The 21,305-nt window shown below is 33.9% G+C and carries 16 protein-coding genes; 7 read left to right on the top strand and 9 right to left on the bottom strand.

The genetic code is table 11. The features are described from left to right. Entirely contained in the window at positions 1-789 is a 789-nt protein-coding gene (locus tag PUH65_RS07900; RefSeq protein ID WP_305519381.1) for a Ku protein, read from the bottom strand. Between the two features lie 154 nt (positions 790-943). Between PUH65_RS07900 and era the strand changes: the two genes are divergently transcribed. The 3 genes from era to PUH65_RS07885 all read left to right on the top strand — a co-directional run bounded on the left by era (position 944) and on the right by PUH65_RS07885 (position 4,838). Then, positions 944-1,825 carry a GTPase Era gene (era, locus tag PUH65_RS07895; protein ID WP_305519380.1) on the top strand — a complete coding sequence of 294 codons (882 nt, stop codon included), beginning with the start codon at positions 944-946 and terminating at the stop codon, positions 1,823-1,825. A 63-nt stretch (positions 1,826-1,888) separates the two neighbouring features. Beyond that, entirely contained in the window at positions 1,889-2,320 is a 432-nt protein-coding gene (locus PUH65_RS07890) for a DoxX family protein (RefSeq protein ID WP_305519379.1), read from the top strand. A gap of 112 nt (positions 2,321-2,432) precedes the next feature. Further along, complete coding sequence (locus tag PUH65_RS07885) at positions 2,433-4,838, top strand: S9 family peptidase (protein ID WP_305519378.1); 2,406 nt, start codon at positions 2,433-2,435, stop codon at positions 4,836-4,838. 440 nt (positions 4,839-5,278) lie between these two features. On the opposite strand, the gene PUH65_RS07880 is transcribed toward PUH65_RS07885, so the two are convergent. After that, complete coding sequence (locus tag PUH65_RS07880) at positions 5,279-6,274, bottom strand: hypothetical protein (RefSeq protein ID WP_305519377.1); 996 nt, start codon at positions 6,272-6,274, stop codon at positions 5,279-5,281. Positions 6,275-6,281: 7 nt separating this feature from the next. Beyond that, positions 6,282-6,416 carry a hypothetical protein gene (locus tag PUH65_RS07875; protein ID WP_305519376.1) on the bottom strand — a complete coding sequence of 45 codons (135 nt, stop codon included), beginning with the start codon at positions 6,414-6,416 and terminating at the stop codon, positions 6,282-6,284. A 321-nt stretch (positions 6,417-6,737) separates the two neighbouring features. On the opposite strand from PUH65_RS07875, the gene PUH65_RS07870 reads away from it, so the two are divergent. Further along, positions 6,738-7,250, top strand: a complete 513-nt coding sequence (locus tag PUH65_RS07870) for a hypothetical protein (protein WP_305519375.1) — start codon at positions 6,738-6,740, stop codon at positions 7,248-7,250. Between the two features lie 75 nt (positions 7,251-7,325). Here the strand turns inward: PUH65_RS07870 and PUH65_RS07865 are convergent, their stop codons facing one another. From PUH65_RS07865 to PUH65_RS07850, 4 genes are read right to left on the bottom strand one after another with little or no spacing between them, the layout of a single operon-like run. Then, the gene (locus tag PUH65_RS07865; protein WP_305519374.1) at positions 7,326-8,768 is read right to left on the bottom strand and encodes a glycoside hydrolase family 30 protein; all 1,443 of its coding nucleotides are present in this window, start codon (positions 8,766-8,768) and stop codon (positions 7,326-7,328) included. Positions 8,769-8,819: 51 nt separating this feature from the next. Then, the gene (locus PUH65_RS07860) at positions 8,820-10,265 is read right to left on the bottom strand and encodes a glycoside hydrolase family 30 beta sandwich domain-containing protein (protein WP_370692027.1); all 1,446 of its coding nucleotides are present in this window, start codon (positions 10,263-10,265) and stop codon (positions 8,820-8,822) included. Next, entirely contained in the window at positions 10,265-11,719 is a 1,455-nt protein-coding gene (locus PUH65_RS07855; protein WP_305519372.1) for a RagB/SusD family nutrient uptake outer membrane protein, read from the bottom strand. Before PUH65_RS07855 ends, PUH65_RS07860 begins: the two co-directional genes overlap by 1 nt. A gap of 18 nt (positions 11,720-11,737) precedes the next feature. Continuing rightward, positions 11,738-14,500 carry a SusC/RagA family TonB-linked outer membrane protein gene (locus PUH65_RS07850; protein WP_305519371.1) on the bottom strand — a complete coding sequence of 921 codons (2,763 nt, stop codon included), beginning with the start codon at positions 14,498-14,500 and terminating at the stop codon, positions 11,738-11,740. 201 nt (positions 14,501-14,701) lie between these two features. On the opposite strand from PUH65_RS07850, the gene PUH65_RS07845 reads away from it, so the two are divergent. The 3 genes from PUH65_RS07845 to PUH65_RS07835 all read left to right on the top strand — a co-directional run bounded on the left by PUH65_RS07845 (position 14,702) and on the right by PUH65_RS07835 (position 17,933). Then, entirely contained in the window at positions 14,702-15,883 is a 1,182-nt protein-coding gene (locus tag PUH65_RS07845) for a sugar MFS transporter (RefSeq protein ID WP_305519370.1), read from the top strand. A 27-nt stretch (positions 15,884-15,910) separates the two neighbouring features. Then, positions 15,911-16,657, top strand: coding sequence for an NUDIX domain-containing protein (locus tag PUH65_RS07840; protein ID WP_305519369.1), 747 nt, complete (start codon positions 15,911-15,913; stop codon positions 16,655-16,657). A gap of 94 nt (positions 16,658-16,751) precedes the next feature. Beyond that, a complete protein-coding gene (locus tag PUH65_RS07835) occupies positions 16,752-17,933 on the top strand; it encodes an acyl-CoA dehydrogenase family protein (protein ID WP_305519368.1) in 1,182 nt (393 codons plus the stop codon). Between the two features lie 91 nt (positions 17,934-18,024). Here the strand turns inward: PUH65_RS07835 and PUH65_RS07830 are convergent, their stop codons facing one another. Both PUH65_RS07830 and PUH65_RS07825 read right to left on the bottom strand, forming a co-directional pair. Next, positions 18,025-20,751, bottom strand: a complete 2,727-nt coding sequence (locus PUH65_RS07830) for a PD-(D/E)XK nuclease family protein (RefSeq protein WP_305519367.1) — start codon at positions 20,749-20,751, stop codon at positions 18,025-18,027. 130 nt (positions 20,752-20,881) lie between these two features. Beyond that, positions 20,882-21,298 carry a hypothetical protein gene (locus tag PUH65_RS07825; RefSeq protein ID WP_305519366.1) on the bottom strand — a complete coding sequence of 139 codons (417 nt, stop codon included), beginning with the start codon at positions 21,296-21,298 and terminating at the stop codon, positions 20,882-20,884. Between the last annotated feature and the right edge of the window lie 7 nt (positions 21,299-21,305).

The following is a 21,305-nucleotide window of genomic DNA, read 5'->3' as shown; positions in this document are numbered from 1 at the left end:
TTAAGAAACTTTTTTAGCCTTTTTAGAACCTTCTAAACTTGCTTTCAATTGTGCCATTAAATCAACAACTTTTCCACTGTCTTCTGGAGCGTCTTCGACTTTCTTCACTTTTTTACCTTTCGCTTTTTTCTTGATTATTTTTAATAAATCCTCGGAATAAGTATCGGTAAAGGCGGCCGGATTAAATTTCTCTGAAGTTTGCTCAATTAAAGAAACAGCCATTTTCATTTCTCCAGGTTTTGGATTTTTTTGAGTTGGAATTTTCAAATCTCCATATTCCCGAATTTGTTTTGCAAATCTCAATCGATTAACAATTAAAACATTATCATCATACGGACGAATCATTCCGAAGATTTCTTTGTCGCGCATCACAAATGTTCCGATGCCGGCCATTTTGGTTTTAATCAAAGATTTCAATAAAAGATTATAGGCGCTTTCAGCATTTTTTTGAGGTTCCAGAAAGTAGGGGACTTCAAAATAAACAGAATCAATTTCGGCTTCTTTTACAAAATGTTCGATTGAGAAAACTTTGGTTTTTTCCGGACTCGCTGCTGCATAATCATCATCGCCCAGCACAACATATTTGTCGTCCATTAAATAACCTTTTACAATATTTTCCCACTTTACTTCTTTTCCGGTTTTTTCATTAACTCGTTTAAATTTGATATTTGAGAAATCGCTTTTATCCAGCATATCCAGATCGAGTTTACTGTCCTCAACTGCAGAATACATTTTCACCGGAATATTAACCAATCCAAATCCTATTGCTCCGTTCCAAATTGACTTCATAATAATTAATTTTAAAGGTTTTGATTAATGAAATAATTATGCCTTTTGAAAATTGATAAATCTGGACGATTAATCAGCGTAATTTTAAATTAAAGAATAAAATTTAGACCAATGAAAATTCCTTAACTTTGCGCTACTTTAAAATTATTACACATTGAGCACGCATAAAGCAGGATTCGTAAATATAGTTGGAAAACCCAACGCAGGGAAATCGACCCTTTTGAACCAATTAATGGGAGAGAAGTTGGCGATTGTTACCCAAAAAGCACAGACGACCAGACATCGAATTTTCGGGATTTACAATGAAGAGGATTTACAGATCGTCTTTTCTGACACGCCCGGAGTTCTGGATCCGAAATACGGACTTCAAGAGAAGATGATGGATTTTGTAAAGGATTCTTTACAAGATGCCGACGTTTTCTTATTCATCATCGATCTTACCGATAAATCAGAACACAGCGAATTTTTAGTTGATAAATTAAATAAAATTCCGGTTCCTGTTTTAATTTTGGTGAATAAAATTGATGCATCAAATCAAACAGACCTTGAAAAAGTAATGGAGTTCTGGCACGAACAGATTCCTAAAGCCGAGATTTTACCTATTTCTGCTTTAACAGGTTTTAATACCGAAGTGATTTTACCAAAACTAAAATCAATGCTTCCTGAAAACCCGCCGTATTACGACAAAGATCAATATACCGATAAACCGGAAAGATTCTTTGTAAATGAAACCGTACGCGAAAAAATCCTTTTGAATTACGACAAAGAAATTCCATATTCAGTAGAAGTTGTGACTGAACAATTTAAAGAAACGGACGGAATGCTTTTTATTGATTCCGTGATTTATGTAGAACGTGATACCCAGAAAGGGATTATTATCGGTCATAAAGGTGATGCCATCAAAAAGGTGGGAACTGAGGCAAGAATCGATTTAGAGAAATTCTTTTCTAAAAAAATACATTTAAAACTCTTTGTTAAAGTAAAAAAAGACTGGCGTAAAAATGATCGGGATTTAAAAAATTTCGGTTACAGATAGACATTTAGATGAAAATTTTGTATTTTAGATGTTTTTATTAATTTCTTGATTTAAATATATTAAATGAATTACTTTTCTTCAACAAAAGACATTCCTGCAATCAATAATATTGTAATGTTATTAGTACGAATTTTCGTTGCAGTTGCAATGATAATTTTACACGGACTTCCTAAATTAGAGAAATTGATGGCGGGTGGTGAAATTCAGTTTTATAACTTTATGGGTGTTGGCGCCAAGACAACATTAATTCTGGCCATTTTACTGGAACTTATTTGTGCCTTTTTAGTAATGATCGGGCTATTTACCAGAGCAGCCAGTTTAGCGCTTATAGTCGTAATGTCGGTCGCAGCATTTGGTGTTCATTACGCTGATCCTTTTAGTGTGAAAGAAAGCAGTTTGTTATTCCTATCTCTGTTTGCGTTAATCTTCGCTTTCGGCCCTCGCCAGTTTTCAATAGATAGCATGATTTCCAAAAGGAGAGAATCCCGTTGGTAAATTATTATAAAAAATTAGAAACCACCAATTAACACGCAATGTTTTGGTGGTTTTTTTATTTTATGTCTTGCTAAAAACATTAATTTTTGATACTTTTGAAAAAAGAGTATATATGAAAAAAAGACTGACTGCTATTGCATTGCTATTCGTAGTTTTTGCAACAGCCCAAGAAAGTATTAACTATCAAAAACCGTCTGCAGAGATTATGCAACTGACAGATTTCGAAAGAGCGCCATCGGTTTTTATGGACAGTAAGAGAGAGCAGATGATTTTCTCTTATCGAGACACTTACAAGTCTCTTGATGACCTTAATCAGGATGAAATGAAACTGGCAGGATTGCGGGTAAATCCTGTGACCAATATTTCAAGTACGATTACTTATGTTAATAATCTAAAAACAAGAAAGTTAAAAGATAAAACAGAAGCACAGGTCAAAGGTTTGCCAGCCAATCCACGAATTTCTTATCTTTCTTTTTCACCGGATGAAAAGAAATTGGCTTTTACCAATACCACTAAAAATGCGGTTGAATTATGGATTTTAGATCTTGCGAGCAATACGGCAAAAAAGATATCAAATCAGCCACTGAACGCGAATTTGGGAAGTCCTTATGTTTGGATGTCGGATTCTCAAAGTTTATTGATCAAGCAGATTCCTTCGGATAGAAAACCTTTAATTGACGAGAAACAAAATTTACCAACTGGACCAACTGTTTCTAATTCCGACGGAAAAGTTTCACAAAACAGAACTTATCAGGATTTATTAAAGAATCCACAAGATGAAGCCAACTTTGAAACATTGGCAAAATCTGATTTGGTGAAAATTTCCATTAATGGAGATCAGCAGAAATTTAAAAGTGAAGGAATTTATACTGGTATGAATTATTCACCAGATGGTAAATATTTAATGTTGACAACGATTCAAAGACCTTATTCTTATATTGTTCCGTTGAACAGATTTCCGATGACTTCTACGGTTTATGATCAAAATGGAAATTTAGTAAAAGTGGTGAATGAAACTCCGCTGAATGAAATTATGCCAAAAGGTTTTTCGTCGGTTAGAGAAGGAAAAAGAAATATTAGTTGGAGAGATGATCAACCCGCAACTTTGGTTTATGCTGAAGCATTGGATGGGGGAGATCAGGCTAAAAAAGTAGAGTATCGTGATGAAGTTTTCGTTTGGGAAGCACCATTTAACAATGCTCCAAAATCTTTATTTAAAACCCAGCAAAGATTTAGCGGAATCGATTGGTCGAATGGAAATTTCGCCATCGTTTCAGACAGTTGGTATGACACCAGAAATTCAAAATCGTATTTGATTAATCTAAAAGATAATTCTTCAAAAATTATTGATGATCGTAATTACCAAGACGTTTACAGCGATCCTGGAAAGTTTGCGGAGAATAAAAATGAGTTTGGCAGAAATGTAATTGACATTAAAAATGGTAAAGCGCATTTGATCGGTGCAGGATTTACGAAAGATGGACAGTTTCCGTTTATCGATGAATTGGATTTGGGAACCCTGAAAAAGAATCGATTATATACTTCAAAACTGAAGAATTCTAAAGAAAGTATTGTTGATATTTTAGATGCAAAAGCGGGACAGGTTTTAGTGGTTGAACAATCGCCAAGTCAATATCCCAATTACTTTGTAAGAAATATTAAAAACGGAAAAGCAAGTGCAGTAACCCATTTTGCCAATCCTTTTGAAAGCATTAAAAATGTGTATAAAGAAGTAATTACCTACAAAAGAAATGATGGAGTAGAATTAACAGGAACTCTTTATTTACCAGCCAATTACGATAGAAAAAACCGTAAGGAAAAATTACCGCTTTTGATCTGGGCTTACCCAAGAGAGTATGTGAGCAAAGATACGGCGGGACAAAGTACGCAGAATCCAAATGATTTCACTTTCCCTAGTTATGGTTCGTTTATTTACTGGGTTACAAAAGGTTACGCAGTTTTAGATGACGCGTCTTTCCCGATTATCGGTGAAGGAAACGCTCAGCCAAACGACACCTTTATCACGCAATTGGTTGCCGACGGTAGAGCAGCGATTGATGCTGTTGACAAATTAGGTTATATCGACAGAACAAAGGTTGCAGTTGGCGGACACTCTTACGGAGCATTTATGACCGCGAACCTTTTGACGCATTCCAAAGATTATGCTTGTGGAATTGCAAGAAGTGGCGCTTATAACAGAACATTAACGCCGTTTGGTTTCCAGAGTGAACAGAGAAACTACTGGGACGTTCCGGAAATCTACAACACGATGTCACCATTTATGAATGCTGATAAAATGAAAACTCCGTTATTGTTAATTCATGGTGAAGCGGATAATAATCCGGGAACATTTACTTTGCAAACGGAAAGATATTTCCAGGCATTGAAAAATTTAGGAGCGCAGGTGAGAATGGTTCTTTTACCAAAAGAATCTCATGGTTATGCAGCCAAGGAAAGTATTTTACATACTTTGTGGGAACAAGATCAGTTCTTAGAAAAGTGTTTGAAAAATAAATAATTTTTAAAAGAGTCTTCCAAATTGGGAGACTTTTTTTTTATAAACTTCTTTTTTAAAGATAAGAAATTGACCGATTAGATTTAAAATATTAAGATTGATTAAGGAAAATAGAAAGATGTTATTGAGTAGTACATCGTAAATAACTTTAATGAAAATGTAGATAAATTGAAAGTCTTGGTAAGAGAAGATTTTTTTAGACGGCATGATAATCACCTTTCGGCAGAAATAAATCCAATTTAACATAATATAAATTATAGGACTTTTTGTAATTTGGATATTTAACGGAAATAGTTGGAAAATTTGTACTTTTTAAGATTATGACTGAACATCATTTCAATCCTTGCCAATAGGACTTTTAAATATCGTGAATCACATTCCATTTAAAATCACACAGCCGATTCTCAACGATTAGGTTTTCAGGAACTTAATCACTAAAATTTCTAATCAACATATTTAATCGGATTGTCGGGAAACGAATTTTTTAAAGAAATAACCTGTTCGTTTTTAGAAAGTTCACATTCGGCAGGTTTATTTTTAAATAATTTAAATGTAATTGTTATTGGCTGTGTTCCTTTAATTTTATCTAATTTGCGAAAAGCATTTAGAATTTCATTTGCATTAAAATAAAAGTCGATTCCATATTTGTTTACATTCCCAAATCTCACGTAAAATGTTTTCGGAATATTTCTATATTCATTTAAACTTTCTTCTTCTAAATCATAAACTTTCTGCTCAGCAAATGAATAAGCATTAGCGTTTTTTAAATAATCTCTGGCTTCTAAATCTGTCTCCAAAACCCATTGATACTTATTTTGAAGCAAATCTGAAAAATCGCTAATATTTTCAATTCCTTCATAATCATTGTATTTTTCGCCCAGACTTTTTTTATAAATCAACTGATCCAGATTTCCTAAAGTTTCTTTTGCTTGATATGAAATAATATTGATAGAAGGAAAATCTTCCTGATCAATCTTCAAAACTATCTTTCCTTTCGGAAAAATCTCACAAGATAACTTGGTAAGATTCGCAATTTTGCTTTCTGCGTTTCTGATCAAATCATATGGGATTTTTGTTTGTAATTCATAGAACTTTCTTTCATCGACAGAGAAATATTTCAAACTTAATGAATCTGGTAATAGTTCAGTATAATTTGGAAAATAAATGGATTCCCTACTTTCAGAACTTGTTAAATCCTTAGAATCTGAATCTATTGTTCTGGTTGAATGATTGAAATTATTATAAAAAACACCATCGATTACTTTAATAATATTTGGATTTGAAGACGTTGAATTTTCGCAGAAACTTCTAATTTCTGCAGTCCACAATACTTTTTCATTTTCCTTGTTCTTCACTTTAGCCATAAAATAAAGCATGATAAATAATGCTAAAATGCCTAGCAAAATAATATTTACAATATTTAAAATTTTACTTTTCATATCGATTTTAATGTTGATAGGCTTTTGCTAAAGCTCCTAAAAATGAAAGCACTGAAAACCCAATGATAGAAGCAATAACCAAAAAGATGGTAAAATATTTAAAACTTCTTTTGTAAGGTTCCTCAACTAAAAAAATTCTCATTAAAATTGCAATTACAGGAATAGTGAAAAATGAAATTATCAGTACTAAATCTTCACTGTCAGCAGAAAAAATGTTGAGATAATCGATATAAATGTATAAGACTACTTCTATGAAAAAAAGTAGAAAAATTGTTATAAATGGATTGTTTTTTATCATTATTTATTAAAAATAGACAAAAATAGGTGTTCATCAAAATTAAATGAATTAATTCTAGGAAACTAAAACTGATGCTGAATTCCTGCAGTTTTCTTATTTAACATAATACAGAATTTTCAAAATAATTTCCGTAACTTGAATTTTCAAATATTTAGTAATTATATTATGAAAAAAATTATTCTTTCTGCGTTTATTATTTCAATGGCAATAAGTTGTGAAAAAAAATCAACGGAAACTTTAGATACTGATTTTGCAACTGACTCTCTTGTCGTAATCCCAGAAACCAGTGATCCTGTAGAGTCCTCTACCCTACAAACATGTTATATGGAAGCCACAGGAAAGGATTCTGTCTTTGTTTCTTTAGAAGATAACTTGGGTACGATCATTGGGAAAATGCGCTATAAAAATTTCGAAAAAGACAGTTCAATGGGTGATGTTGTTGGAAGTCAGAACGGCGATACTTTGAAACTGGTTTACACTTTTGAAGCAGAAGGAAAGACTTCTGAAAGGGAAATTTATTTCTTAAAAAAAGGAGAAAATATCATCGAGGGAATTGGCGAACAAAAATTGGAAGGCAACAAATCTAATTACGCAAATCCTGCAAAACTGAAATACGAAGGAAATACTTTAAAGCAAGTTGATTGTACGGATTTTGATAAGAAGTTTAAAGGAAAATAGTAGATTATTTAATTTCAAAAATATAAAAAGAGCAACCAATTTGGTTGCTCTTTTCGCTGAATATGAAAAAATTAATTATAATAAAATTGTTTGTATCGAATGTGCTGGAGAGAAAAGTTTAGTTGCTTTTCCTTCAATCCACAAATAGACATCGGTATCGTTATCGCCTTCGTTCATAATCACATTGACCATTTTACCGTCTTCATTCATAAAAGTTGTAGATAATAAATAATCGCGATTACTGGAAGTTGCTATTCTTTGGGCTTGCGGTTTCACGTATTTTGAAAGATGTCCTATATAATAATACTCGTAAGTATAATGAACTTCGCCGGTTCTGGTATCTGCAATAATTGGTGCAAAACAGAAATTCCCAACGTGATTCGGTCCTCCATTTTCATCGAGCAAAACATTCCAGTCTGTCCAGGCAGATGTTCCTTTGTTGAAATCATTGATCATATTTCTACCGTACAATTCTCCTAAACTCACATCGTAGATTTTGCTGAAATCGAATTGTTCTTTGCAACCTTCCGTAAAGATTAAGAATTTATCTGGGAATGCTCTTGCAGTTTCTGTTACATTATCAAAAAGTGGCTTGCTTTTCGTCCAGGTTTCGTACCAGTGGTAACCGATTCCGTGGGCATATTTTGCAGTTTCTGGATCTTGTAAAGTGGTCGTTGCTCTTTGGAACATCAAGTCTCTATTGTGATCCCAAATAATCACTTTTTTGTCTTTATAACCGTTTTTCCATAAAGTTGGGCCCAAGTTTTCTCTTAAGAATTGCCCTTCTTCATCAGCGGTATAAATACAAGATTCCCACGTTTGTGTTGCCATTGGTTCATTTTGAATGGTTAATCCCCAAACTGGCATTCCACGTTTTTCGTACTCTTGAATGAATTTAATGTAATATTCAGCCCAAGGTTGGTAATATTCATTTTCTAAACGACCGCCTTTCAGCATGCTTTTGTTAGATTTCATCCAAGCTGGTGGACTCCACGGTGAAAAATAAAACAGGAAATTTTCTTTACCAATCAATTTCTGTGCTTCTTTAATCATCGGGATTTTATACTTTTCATCATGTTTGATGTCGAAAGATTTAAGCGAAGTATCGCCATCTTTCACATAAGTATAAGAATCGCTGGAGAAATCACAAGAGTTCATATTGGTACGAACCAAAGTATAACCAATTCCTGTTTTTCCGTAATACGCTTCTAGGATTTCTTTCTGTTTAGCTTTCGGTAATTTGTAAAGTGTTTCGGCAGATGAATCGGTGATTGCCCCACCAATACCAATAAGTTTTTGATATTTATAATCTGGATCTACAAAAACGCAAACATCGGTTTCTTTGGGTTGAGCAAATGGTAAAAATTTAGCACTGCCCTTTTCTGCGAATTTCTCTCCGGTTTTTGCGTTTGTTAAAATAATTTTAGCCTCAATTCCATTATTATTCTTCCAATAATTTTGAGCATTAATAGAAGCAATGCTGCCCAAAATAAATAGAGTTACTAAAGTCCTTTTCATAATATTTTTATTTGATTTAAAATTTTGCAGTTTATAAATTATTTGAACCTGCTAAAATACATAAGTCGCAACCGATTTTCCTGGGATGCTTGTTGTTGCCTGTTTTTCTTTTAATTTAATGTTAAAGTTTTCTGGTTCTGAATGATCATTTTGAATAATCAGAACGGTTTTTCCCTGTGGTGTTAAAAATGCTGCGGTAGAAATCGTAGGCGTTTCGGTAGAAGCAATCCTTACAGAATTTGCGGGAACAAATTTAGAAGCATGAGCGATGATATAATACGCCACATTTCTAGTAATTTGATCGCCAGGATTAATGGTAATTGCACCTTTACATTCGGTACATCCACCAGGAGTATGTGGACCAAAATTTCCATCATTTGCAAGATTCCATTCCAGAGCAATTTTACTCCAGTTTCTCATCGAACCGATAATTACGTTTTTGGTATGCCAGTTTATATCATCATGGAAATTTCCTTTTGAACCTGTCCATTGTTCTGTGAAATAAAGGTTTTTATTAGGATGAGCATTGTGAACCGTAGTTAATGCAGAAATATTTCCTTCATACAAATGAAAAGCAGAACCATCAATAAATGCTTTTGCTGCCGGATCATTTAAAATATTTATAGGATATTCCGGTTTATTGCAGTTATGATCGTACAATACAATTTTGGTTGAAATCCCTTCTTTCTTAAAAGTCGGGCCTAAATTATTTTTAATAAAATCTCGCTGCATGTCAGAAGTCATATACAAACTCGGATTATTTCCAGGATGAAGTGGCTCATTTTGAGGCGTGATGGCATCAATAGTAATTCCTTCTTTTTTCATTCCCTTAATATACTTCACAAAATAATCAGCATAAGTTTGATAGAATTCGGGCTTCAAACTTCCACCGATTGTACTTTCGTTATCTTTCATCCAAACAGGCGGTGACCATGGCGCCGCAATAATTTTAATGGAAGGATTAATCGCCAAAATTTCCTTTAATATCGAAATTAATTGAGCATCTCTCGCCAAACTAAACTTAGTTAAATTCACATCGGTTTGCCCTTTCGGTAAATCGTTATAAGAAAAAACTTCGGAATCCAAATCAGATGCACCGACGCTTAATCTTAAATAACTCACCGAAATTGAGTTCGCCGAATTGCCGAAAAGTTCTTCTAAAAGTTCTTTTCTTTTTGGAGCAGAAAGTTGATTAATTACTTCTACACTTCCGCCAGTCAACGTATATCCGAAACCATCTACGGTTTGAAATTTCTGCGAATCATCAATAACAATCAATTGAAACTGATTTGCAACTGAAGTAAAATTTAAACTGTTTTGCTGCTGCAATTTTACGGATTCATCACCTTTAGTCAACCAAACCTCTACTTTATTTTCAATTGGTTTTGTGGTGATTTCGCCGACTCTGTTACCACAAGATAACAGAGAAAAAAGTGCTACACCGCACAGTGCAGCACCTTTATAAAAGAAACTGTATGAGGTTTTAAACTCCATCATTAATACCCAGCATTTTGTGTAAGGTTAGGATTATTATCAATTTGACTCTGAGGAATCGGCCATAATAATCTTTGTTCGGTAAGATTCGCACAATATGGAAGTACTACTCCATTTTGATCTTTTCTGTTTTTAAGAATTTCTAATGCTTTACCAGTACGTTTTAAATCGAACCAACGTTGTCCTTCGAAGGCTAATTCTAATTTACGTTCTTGCAAAACTTTATTAATTCCGTCTGCTTCGCTGGTAATTGGAGTTACTGCACCAAGTCCCGCTCTGCTTCTCACCTGATTAATCAATGCAGCAGTTTCTCCAAAAGCACCTGTTTTTACTTTGGCTTCTGCTTTCAATAAAATGATATCTGCTAATCTCAAAATATAAATATTTTGATTACCGCTGGTATCTCTCTGTTTCCATGCGAACGGATAATTGGCGCTCGTCCAGTAATTATCTGCCCAGCCTACTGGTTCAAATTTTACAGTAGATGCTTTTCTTACGACATCACCTTCAGCATCAAAAGATCTTACCAAATCGTTGGATGGATTATTGAATTTTTTCCAATCATTGCCAATAAACATAGAGGATCCCCACCACCAAATACTACCACCATTTCCATTAATTTCAAAAATAGATTCGGCATTGGCATTATGCGCATTATCAAAAAGGTTTTCGTAGTTCGGAAGTAAACTATACCCCTGACCAATTACTTGATCAGCGTAAGAAATCACTTTTGCATAATCTGGGTTTGGTTTGGTCGCATTTACTTTAGCCAATAAAGATAACGCGACGGCTTTAGAAACCGTGTATTTATCTGCAGAAGAAGGTAAAACTGCTGCTGCGCCTTCAAGATCTGAAAGAATTAAGGAATAAACTTCACTTACTGGTTTTCTTTCGGGATACACCTGAGCATATACCTCCTCGAAATTTTGTGAATTTACTCCAATTACTGCTTTAGTCACAATAGGAATGTCTCCCCAAAGTTGTACGGCATGAAAATAATACATTGCTCGCATGGTTGCCGCTTCTGCTTTCATCTGGGCTTTTCTGGCAGGTGTAAGTGCAGGATCAGTAATGTTATCTACATAATTTAAAACTTTGTTACAGTTATTAATTAAGCCATAAAGATAATTCCAGTCACGGCTCACATTACTGTTGGTTGCTAAAATTCTGTATTCCGCCTGTTGCTGATTTTGAGGATTATCTCCACCCATATAAGCAATATCGGTTTGTGCATCGCCATTGAAAAAATAATCCAACTGCCAGTATTCACTTCCTAGTCCGCTGTAAATTGTTGCCATTAAATTATCTGCCTGTGCTAAAGTGGTATAAGGAGTATCGCTTAAAGGTACGGCCTGATCTGTAATTGGTTCCGTATCAAGATAGTCGGAGCAAGAAGTTGTGCCTAAAGCCAAACTTGTTCCTAAAAATAAATAAAATATGGTTTTGTTAAGTTTCATAATTCAAATTTTAGAAGATTAAAAATTAGCTTTAAGACCGAAGATTATGGTTCTAACTTGTGGGTATGTTCCGTAGTCAATTCCTGTAACACCGTTGGTATTGGCGAAAGCATTTACTTCTGGATCAAATCCTGTGTAATCAGTCCATGTATATAAATTCTGACCAGTTACGTAAAGGTTTAGTTTGTTTACTCCTTTGAATGGTTTGGCGAAGTTATATCCTAAGGTTACACTTTTTAGTTTTACATAAGAACCATCTTCAATAAAGCGATCTGAAATGACCATCGCTGATGAAGAGTTTGCTCTTGGTACATTGGTAATTTGTCCTGGCGTGGTCCAACGATCCAGTACTGCGGTCGATTGATTTTTAAAGTCATTCATTAACTCTAATTCAAAACGGGAAGCATTATAAATATCATTTCCCTGAGAAGCAGTTACCAACACGTCCATATACCAGTTTTTGTAAGAAAGGTTATTGCTAAATCCGAAAGTATAATCAGGATTTGGATCACCGATGAACGTTCTGTCTGCAGTGTTGAAAGTTCCGCTGTTATCTAAGTCTTTGTAAATAATATCTCCTGTCTGTGCATCTACACCTTGCATTTGATAACCGTAGAATGATCCAATTGGAGTTCCGGCTGTAAATCTTACCAGATTGCCCATTCCTTCGATTCCTGCCCGGTCAATATTTGGCATCCAGGCGATTTCATTAATGTTACTTTTATTAAATGAAATGTTGAAATTGGTATTCCAAGTGAAGTTTTCATTTTTAAAGTTGATGGTATTCAATGTGAATTCCATTCCTTTATTTTCCATGGAACCTACATTACGCAGAATGTTTCCTATTTGTCCCATTGCGATTGGCATGATCAAATCGTCAGTCTCTCTTTTGTAGAAATCAGCAGTTAATTTAATTCTGTTGTGTGCAAAAGCGACATCCACACCAAAGTTTGTATCGGTGGTAACTTCCCAACCAATATCACTTGCCCACTGATAAGTAGAGTAAGAACCATTTGGTCCTTCCTGATTTAATCTTTCTAAATTAAAATGAGAATATGGTGGAATTCCAGAAGCGTTACCGGTTTTACCCCAACCTCCTCTTAATTTAAGATCAGAAATAACATTGCTGTCTGCTAAGAAATTTTCATTTTTAATGTTCCAAGAAGCAGAAACCCCTGGGAAGAATCCCCATTTTTTTCCTGGATCTAAAGCAGAACTTCCATTATAACGGAATACACCCATTAAGGTATATTTATTATCCAAAGTATAAATTGCTCTACCGAAATAAGATAATTCTCTTAAAATTTCTTTACGGAAAACTTGATTCGGATTTTCAGATAAACTGTAAACGAATTCTCTTAAATCTTCCGGGAATCTATTTCCCCAATAATATTGACCTTGAGTATTACGCTCGTGTAACTGAAATCCTCCTAATAAACCTAAATCATGAACTCCAGTTTTTAAAGTATAATTTAAAGTGTTTTCAAAATTGAAGTCTTGGTAAAGATTAAAGTTCTGTGAACCAGTTCCTTTTTCCTGACGACCGTAAACAGAACGGTAACCATCAATAAATTTATCATTTACACTATCGATCACATCTAATGATACGGTAGGTTTCCAAACCAGAGTTGGTAGAATATTAACTTCTAAACCTAAGTTTGATAAGAATCTTTGAGTAGTCGTATTATCTAAACCTCTGAACTGAAACGCAACTGGGTTTTCCCAACCTGCAGTAAAAGGGTTCATTGCGAACTGTCCATCTTTATAACCATCCAGATAATTTCCGGCAGCATCAGTATTTCTTACTTTTAATTGATCTGCATAAGCAGGCATAAAAGTAGGAGTCGTCAATGTGCTTAAAATTACACCTGCTCTTGCTCCCGCTTGATTGTCATTGGTATTTTTAAGTTTTGTATTAATATAGTTTAAAGACGCATTCACTTTTAGCCAATTGGTAACTTTAGAATCTAAATTTACTTTAGCAGAAACTCTATCAAATTTTGAAGGAGCTACGATACCTTCAACACCTTGGTAACCTAAAGAGGTATATGCTCTCATTTTATCATCACCGAAAGTATAATTCACATTATAATTCTGATCAAAGCCAGTACGGAAAACTTCGTCTCTCCAATCTGTTTGAATCCCGGCGTATCTAGGGTTATCAATCGTCACAATATACGCAGGATTAATTTCACCCATCAATTTACGATACTGCTCTGGATCTAAAACATCAACATTATTCACCTGTTTAGAAACTCCCCAATACGAATTGAAGTTTAACTCAGATTTGTTTACTTTTGCTCTTTTGGTTGTAATGATTACCACCCCAGAAGAACCGTTGATTCCATAAATTGCAGTTGAAGTTGCATCTTTCAGAATGGTAATATCAACAATGTCATCGGTATTAATTCCACTCACATCATTGGTCTGAATCCCATCAACAACATATAGCGGATTAACTCCAGATGAAATCGAGTTATTCCCTCTAATTTTAACATTTAACGATTGACCCGGCTTACCCGAATTTTGTACCACGCTTACTCCGGCAGCATTTCCCTGTAGTGCTTGTCCAACATTGTAAATAGGTCGGTCTTCGAAGACGTCGGCCTTAATGTTTTCAATAGCACTGGTCACATTTTTCTTTTTTACCGAACCATACCCAATTACCACAACTTCTTCAATCGTTTTCTCTTTAATAGAATCGTTGGTTTGAGCATTCATTCCGGCTGCAAAATAAAGTACTGCGATTAATCCCAGACTTTTTGAATACTTTAAGTTCATATTATTTAAGTTTTTGTTATCTCAATTTGAGACAATAAAGTTAATTATAATTTTAACATAACAAACTTTTATTTTGTATTTATAATATTTCAAGTATTTTTGGGAACTCTAACGAAAATTCACCTGAATTTGACCTTGTTAAGTGTTAATTTTAACTCCCAAATATTAACGTTAGAATCATAAAAAAACTAATTTTTAATAATGTTTGTTAAAATTTTTTCGGCACAAACGCTTCCGCTCAAAATGAGTTTTTTGATTTTCTCTATGGTTTTAAACTGTATGGGAATTCTAATTCTGCAATTATCTGGAAATCAGATTTCTTATAATAAATTGGGGCTACTAGAAGCATTCAAAGATTTACCAATTGCTTTCGTTTCCTTGTTTGCGGTAAATTTCATCCATCGTTTAGGAAACAAAAACTCTTTATTAATCTCTCTTTTCATCGTCGGTATATGTTGCACCCTTCTACCCTTTGTTGAAGAGTTTTGGTTTTATAAAATTTGGTTTGGTTTAATAGGGATTTGTTTTGCCATGGCAAAAATTGCAGTTTATGGACTGATTAGAAATAATATTTCCACCGAAAATCAATTGGCAAAAGTAATGAGCAGCGTAGAAGCTTCTTTTATGTTGGGAATATTTTTAGTCAATATTGGTTTTGGTTGGTTGCTCGCGAGCGAATATTCTGCAGACTGGAAATTTGGTTTTTGGTTCATCGCTTTATTGGCATTTCTCAATTTTTTAATGCTCCTTAAAACCGAATTTATAGATGGTGGACAAACGACTGAAGTGTTTTCTAAAAAGATTTTCGCCCAGTTTTTATCCCGAAAAAGTGTTTTGTTTTTTAGCATCATTTTCGGAATCGTATTTATCGAACAGAATTTTAATTCGTGGTTGCCTTCGTTTTATAAAAAATATTTAAATGTCAGTACATTTTCTGCGTTACAGGCCTCGGCATTTTTAGCATTATTTTCCTATATCGGAAGAGTTATTACCTCTCAGATTATTCATAAGTTTTCTTTGGCTAAATATTTTCTAGCGTGTGTTGTGTTGATTTTCACTATGTTAATGATATCGTATCTTCTATTGACTGTTAATGATTCGCAAATTATCCTTTTTATATTTCCTTTGATCGGTTTGTTTTTAGCACCATTATATCCCGTCGTAAGTTCAAAAATGATTTCTGGAATCAAAAAAGAGGACATCAATATTTTTACTTCATTAATGGTTATTTTTTCCTCCCTCGGAAGTTCAGTTGGATCGATTTCTATTTCGTTTTTATTTCAATATAGTTTAGGATCTTATTACGCAATTTTTATTTCGATTGCCGTGCTAATCGTTTTTATCATTGGGTTCTTTTATTTTAAAACCTTTGTCTCTAAATAAGAAAATAAGTATTAGTTTTGTTTTATTATGAAAATAGACGATACCAAAATTAAACAGTCTCTTCAGGAACTTATCGATACCAAAGACTTTGTACAGAATTTGTCGGTAGATTGTGTCATCTTTGGTTTTCACGATGATATTTTAAAAATTCTACTTTTAAAATACCATGATTTAGATTTATGGTCGCTTCCCGGTGGATTTGTTTTTAATGATGAGCATTTAGATGATGCCGCTTTTCGGGTTTTGTATGAAAGAACACATCTTGAAAATATTTTTCTGCAACAGTTTCATACTTTTGGCAGAATAGACCGAACTGAAAATAATGTTCACGAAATTCTCCTGAAAAATAAAAATATTGATGTCTCTAAAGATCACTGGATCTTACAACGATTCATCACTGTAGGATATTGCAGTTTAATTGATTTTTCTTTAGTAGATACCTTTCCCGATGCTTTTAATGAATCTTGTGCATGGTTTGAAGTTAGTGATTTGCCGAAAATGGCATTTGATCATAATGAAATCATTGCAAAGGGTTTAGAACATATCCGGAAAAATATAGATACACAAATGGTTGCAAGCAATCTTCTGCCAGAAAAATTCACGATGAAAGAATTGCAAACGGTTTATGAAACAGTGCTTGGGGAAAAATTTAGAAGAAACAATTTCCAAAGGAAAATCTTAGCCGAAAATTCTTTAGAACGTTTAGAGAAATTCTTCGATGGTTCACCAAATAAAGCACCCTATTTATACCGGTTTATTACAGAAGAAGAATAACTAATTTTTCATCATTATTAATGATGGTGTAAATTTTCCGTAAATATTTTCTTAAAATCTTTAATTATCCTAAATTAGGGCAAACAAAATTAATATGTCTTATTACCCTTTAAATTCCATTCCAGATTATTACGGAATTGATAGTTTACTTACTGAGGAACACTTACTTATACGCCAATCTGTTCGCGATTGGGTCGAAAGTTTTGTGATGCCTAAAATTGATGAAGCCGCACAAAATCATACCGATATTCCTAACCTCATGAAAGAACTGGGGAAAATTGGCGCACTCGGCCCTTATATTCCCGAAGAATATGGTGGTTCTGGCTTAGATCAAATCTCTTACGGAATCATTATGCAGGAATTAGAAAGAGGTGATTCTGCCGTTCGTTCTGCTGCTTCTGTACAAAGTTCTTTGGTCATGTTCCCAATTAATGAATATGGTTCTGAAGAGCAAAAAAAGAAATTCCTTCCGCAATTAGCAAGTGGTGATATGATTGGTGCTTTCGGATTAACCGAGCCTAATCACGGATCTGATCCAAGTTCAATGGAAACTTATTTCGTAGACAAAGGAGACCACTATTTATTGAACGGAGCGAAAATGTGGATCACCAACGCACCAGTTTGTGATATCGCTGTAGTTTGGGGAAAAAACGAAGAAGGTAAAGTTCAGGGTTTAATTGTTGAAAGAAGTTTCGAAGGATTTACAACACCGACAACAGATAATAAGTGGTCACTTCGTGCTTCGAAAACCGGAGAATTGGTTTTTGATAATGTGAAAGTTCCTAAAGAAAATTTATTACCGAAAGTGACTGGTTTAAAAGGTCCATTATCTTGTTTAAATTCTGCACGTTACGGAATTTCCTGGGGCGTAATCGGCGCTGCGATTGACTGTTATTGTACCGCTGTTCAATATGCAAAAGAAAGAACCCAGTTCGGAAAACCAATTGCATCTTTCCAGTTGCAACAGAAAAAATTGGCCGAGTTTTTAACTGAAATCACCAAAGCACAATTACTTTGTCTTCAGTTAGGAAACTTAAAAAATGCACATACTGCGACGCCTGCTCAAATTTCAATGGCGAAAAGAAACAATGTGAAAATGGCGATTGACGTTGCCAGAGAATCACGTCAAATCTTAGGAGGTATGGGAATTATGGGAGATTTCCCAATGATGCGCCACGCTGCGAATCTAGAATCCGTAATCACTTACGAAGGAACGCACGATATTCATTTGCTCATTACTGGTATGGATATTACCGGAATTAATGCTTTCGGATAAGAAAAAGTAAACCTTCAAGATTTTAAAACTTGAAGGTTTTTTTTATTTGTAATGTGAAACTTCAATGATAATCTTTGTGGTTAAAAATCCTTTACCAAGATTGTTTCACTTCTTCCACAAAATCACTCGACGGATTTAAAATCTCTACAATCACATTTTTAATCCATTTCATCGGACTTACCAATGATTGATTGGTGATTTCATCTTCACCATAAATCTGTAAATTCTGAACTCCTTTGTTGGCTTCAGCAAAACTCCAGATTCCACATTCTACAAAATTGTCGGGATATTTCTTTTCATTTAAAACCGCATAAGCGTAAACACACAGTTGCATCGCCTGTTTGTAATCGTCTCTGAAAAATAACTGTTCCAGTTTCTCTGCTTCCTCTTCTTTTTTGGCTTCTTTAATTAAAAGATTTTTGGTTTTCGCTGTTTTATAATCAATGATTCTCAACTTTCCATTCAATCGGTCGATTCGGTCAATAAATCCATAGAATGAAACTTTGTCGGTTTTTTCCTCATTCAGAAAATAATCGATGTTTTCAAAATTCCCTTCAACGCTTAAAATTTCTAAAGTATTTCCGTCTGCAATTAATTTTTTATCCACCTCCAAAATTGTTCGCACTACTCTTTCGGCAATCGATTTATGAATATAATTCATTCCTTTTTCATAGAAATCGGTTTGGTGATTCAATTTAATTATTGCTTCATTCATCACCTCGACTAATTGTTGATTTGAAAACTCTAAATCATTAACAGATAGTTTTTTACCAAGTATTTTTTCATAGATCACTTGAAGTGCGTAATGCACTAAATTTCCATAACTTCTTTGTGAAAGTTCCTCTTCCATTTCACTCGTTTCCCGTGTTCCCAAAATTTTGGTCAGATAAAAATCAACCGGATTATAAATAAAAGAAGTAAGATGAGAAGGCGAAACTCTCTTTTTCCATTCTTCTAATTTTTGCAGAACTGATGGTGTTTTTTCAATTTGAATCAATTGCTTATTAATCGGCTCCGAAGAATTTTCGATGATAATATGTTCTATGTTATGATGTTTGTCCTCGATTTCAATTTGCGTAATAAATCTGCTTTTTTCACCGGTATTTACTCCAGAACTCAACGCATTAAAAAGCAAGTGAACATTCTGTGAATCCTGCAAAAGTCGGTAAAAATGGTAGGCATAAATACTGTCATTTTCTAAGAAAGTATGCAGATGGAAATGCTGACGAACATCAAAAGGTAAATAAGTGTTTTGGGAATTCCCCAACGGAAGTTTTCCTTCATTCGCAGAAAGTAAAATGATATTTTCAAAGTTTAATAATCGCGTTTCTAAAAGTCCCATTACCTGTAAACCTTGCAGCGGTTCCCCTTGAAAATCAATCGTTTCTGAATTGACCAGTTGATTAATCAAAACTTCCAGCGTTTCCATTTTTATTTCAAATGAATAAGGCGAAAGTTGATTTTTAATAATTTTAAAACTCTTCTCAAAATGAGAAATGTTTTCATACAAAATATCATCTAATTCTCTGAATTTTAATTGATAACAATATGCAATCAATTCATCAATAAATGTTTTTACCGAAGTCGGTTTTTCAAACAAATTGAAATAAGAGAGGTCTGATAAAAATTCCTTAAACTGTTTTTTTGAAATATAAACAATATTTCTTTGTTCAATTTTCGCTTTAAAATCTAAGATAATCTGCTGATCAATTTCCTCATTCGGCAGTTCTTCTAAAACCGATAAAACATCATTGTAATAATAAGAAGAATCTTTTTTCTCCAATTGTTTTTGAAGATAAAAAAGTTGCTTCATTGCGTTACTGAAACCAAGATTTTTCAATGGAAATCCCATCGTAATATTCAGATGTTCTACGCTGCTCATCGCATCTAAACATGTCGGGAGAAGGTTTTCGTCCAATAAAACTACCGCAGTATTTGATAGATTTTCATCTTTAATTTCTTCAAAGATTTCAGGCAAAACTTTCGCTTGGGTTATATTTCCCGAAACCTCATAAACTTTGATATTTTTTGATTGTGCAAAATCATTTTCAATCCAGTTAAAATTTCGGGTTTCAGTAAACTCTTTCCAGGTTTTAATGATTCGCAAAAACTTTCCGGCTTCTTGTCTTTGATCTTTAATATAATATTCATCCGCTTGAAAAAAACATTGCGCTTTGTCCCATTGCATCAGGTTTCGTACTAATTTTTCTTCGACTGGCGTAAAAGCATTGAAACCACAAAACACAAATTTACTTTCCGTTTTTTGGGCATAATTTTCAATCTTATTCTTTGCGGCTTCGTGAATCATTCCAGAGGTTGCCCAGTTTTTTTCGTTCAGTTTCAACTTCAATAAAGGTAAAAACAGATTCATTTTTTGCCAGAAATTGAGGAATTTCTTAAGTGGCCGATCTTCTGAACGACCTAAATTCTCAGACCAGTTTTTAATTCTTTCTTCATCAAACATGTATTCTAAAACGGCTTTGTCAGAATCAGAAAATTTCAAAATATCATCCCAATCTTTTAGGATCGTAGGAAACCATTTCAAAAAGTTGGCAAAATCTTCAGAAGGTTGAATTTCCCGATACACTTCAAAAGCAAAAAGCCACAAAGCAATTCCCTGAACGGGCTGTTTATCGGATACTTCTTTAATTAAATCTTCTACCGTAAAAAAGTTCGGCAGCATACCGGAATACTGTTTTTCTTTCAATATTTTCTTGATGAAAACTACGGGTCTTTTACCTGGAAGAATAATATTAAAAGTCGATAAATCAGAATTTTGCGCTAAAATTTCGGTAATGATTTTATTTAAAAATTTCATGAATACTTTTCTTAATGGATAACTTTAATCTAAATCGAATTTAGAAAAGGAAAAATAAGGAAAATTCAACAAAAAAGCATCAAGAAAAATTAATTTCTTGATGCTTGTATTTTAAATAACTTTCTTAAGTTTATTTTACTTTAATGGTCTTCTCAATCCAGATGTTTTGTCCGGCAGCATCTTTTCCGTTCCAAAATTTGAAAGTATAAATTCCCGGAACCTGCGGCTGAAAATTAATTTGGGAAGCACGCGCAAACTCTTCACCACATTCCGATGAAGTTTTGAATTTAAATGCACTCACCGAACGGGTAAGTTGATCGGTATGCACATAATCATAACCGTAAAAACCCTCGCAGTTGTTCGAGAAATTAGAATATGTTTTGATGGTTTGAACGGTAAAAACTGCCATAGAATCTTGTGCTACTTTTACACTGTCTATTTTTACCCGATCAACACTTTGAACAAGGTTTTCGTCATTACGGTCATTACAATTCATGAAGGTAACAACCATGAATACTGATAAACTGAATTTTATAATATTTTTCATAGCGGCA

Source organism: Kaistella sp. SH40-3, from assembly GCF_030686865.1.
Lineage (GTDB): Bacteria > Bacteroidota > Bacteroidia > Flavobacteriales > Weeksellaceae > Kaistella.
The sequence above is the reverse complement of the archived record's forward strand: the minus strand, read 5'-3'. Positions and strand labels throughout refer to the sequence as shown.

Coding starts and splice junctions, on each gene's coding strand:
- PUH65_RS07900 (WP_305519381.1), bottom strand. CDS start 789: ATGAAGTCAATTTGGAACGGAGCAATAGGATTTGGATTGGTTAATATT.
- PUH65_RS07890 (WP_305519379.1), top strand. CDS start 1,889: ATGAATTACTTTTCTTCAACAAAAGACATTCCTGCAATCAATAATATT.
- PUH65_RS07885 (WP_305519378.1), top strand. CDS start 2,433: ATGAAAAAAAGACTGACTGCTATTGCATTGCTATTCGTAGTTTTTGCA.
- PUH65_RS07880 (WP_305519377.1), bottom strand. CDS start 6,274: ATGAAAAGTAAAATTTTAAATATTGTAAATATTATTTTGCTAGGCATT.
- PUH65_RS07875 (WP_305519376.1), bottom strand. CDS start 6,416: ATGAGAATTTTTTTAGTTGAGGAACCTTACAAAAGAAGTTTTAAATAT.
- PUH65_RS07870 (WP_305519375.1), top strand. CDS start 6,738: ATGAAAAAAATTATTCTTTCTGCGTTTATTATTTCAATGGCAATAAGT.
- PUH65_RS07865 (WP_305519374.1), bottom strand. CDS start 8,768: ATGAAAAGGACTTTAGTAACTCTATTTATTTTGGGCAGCATTGCTTCT.
- PUH65_RS07860 (WP_370692027.1), bottom strand. CDS start 10,265: ATGATGGAGTTTAAAACCTCATACAGTTTCTTTTATAAAGGTGCTGCA.
- PUH65_RS07855 (WP_305519372.1), bottom strand. CDS start 11,719: ATGAAACTTAACAAAACCATATTTTATTTATTTTTAGGAACAAGTTTG.
- PUH65_RS07850 (WP_305519371.1), bottom strand. CDS start 14,500: ATGAACTTAAAGTATTCAAAAAGTCTGGGATTAATCGCAGTACTTTAT.
- PUH65_RS07845 (WP_305519370.1), top strand. CDS start 14,702: ATGTTTGTTAAAATTTTTTCGGCACAAACGCTTCCGCTCAAAATGAGT.
- PUH65_RS07840 (WP_305519369.1), top strand. CDS start 15,911: ATGAAAATAGACGATACCAAAATTAAACAGTCTCTTCAGGAACTTATC.
- PUH65_RS07835 (WP_305519368.1), top strand. CDS start 16,752: ATGTCTTATTACCCTTTAAATTCCATTCCAGATTATTACGGAATTGAT.
- PUH65_RS07830 (WP_305519367.1), bottom strand. CDS start 20,751: ATGAAATTTTTAAATAAAATCATTACCGAAATTTTAGCGCAAAATTCT.
- PUH65_RS07825 (WP_305519366.1), bottom strand. CDS start 21,298: ATGAAAAATATTATAAAATTCAGTTTATCAGTATTCATGGTTGTTACC.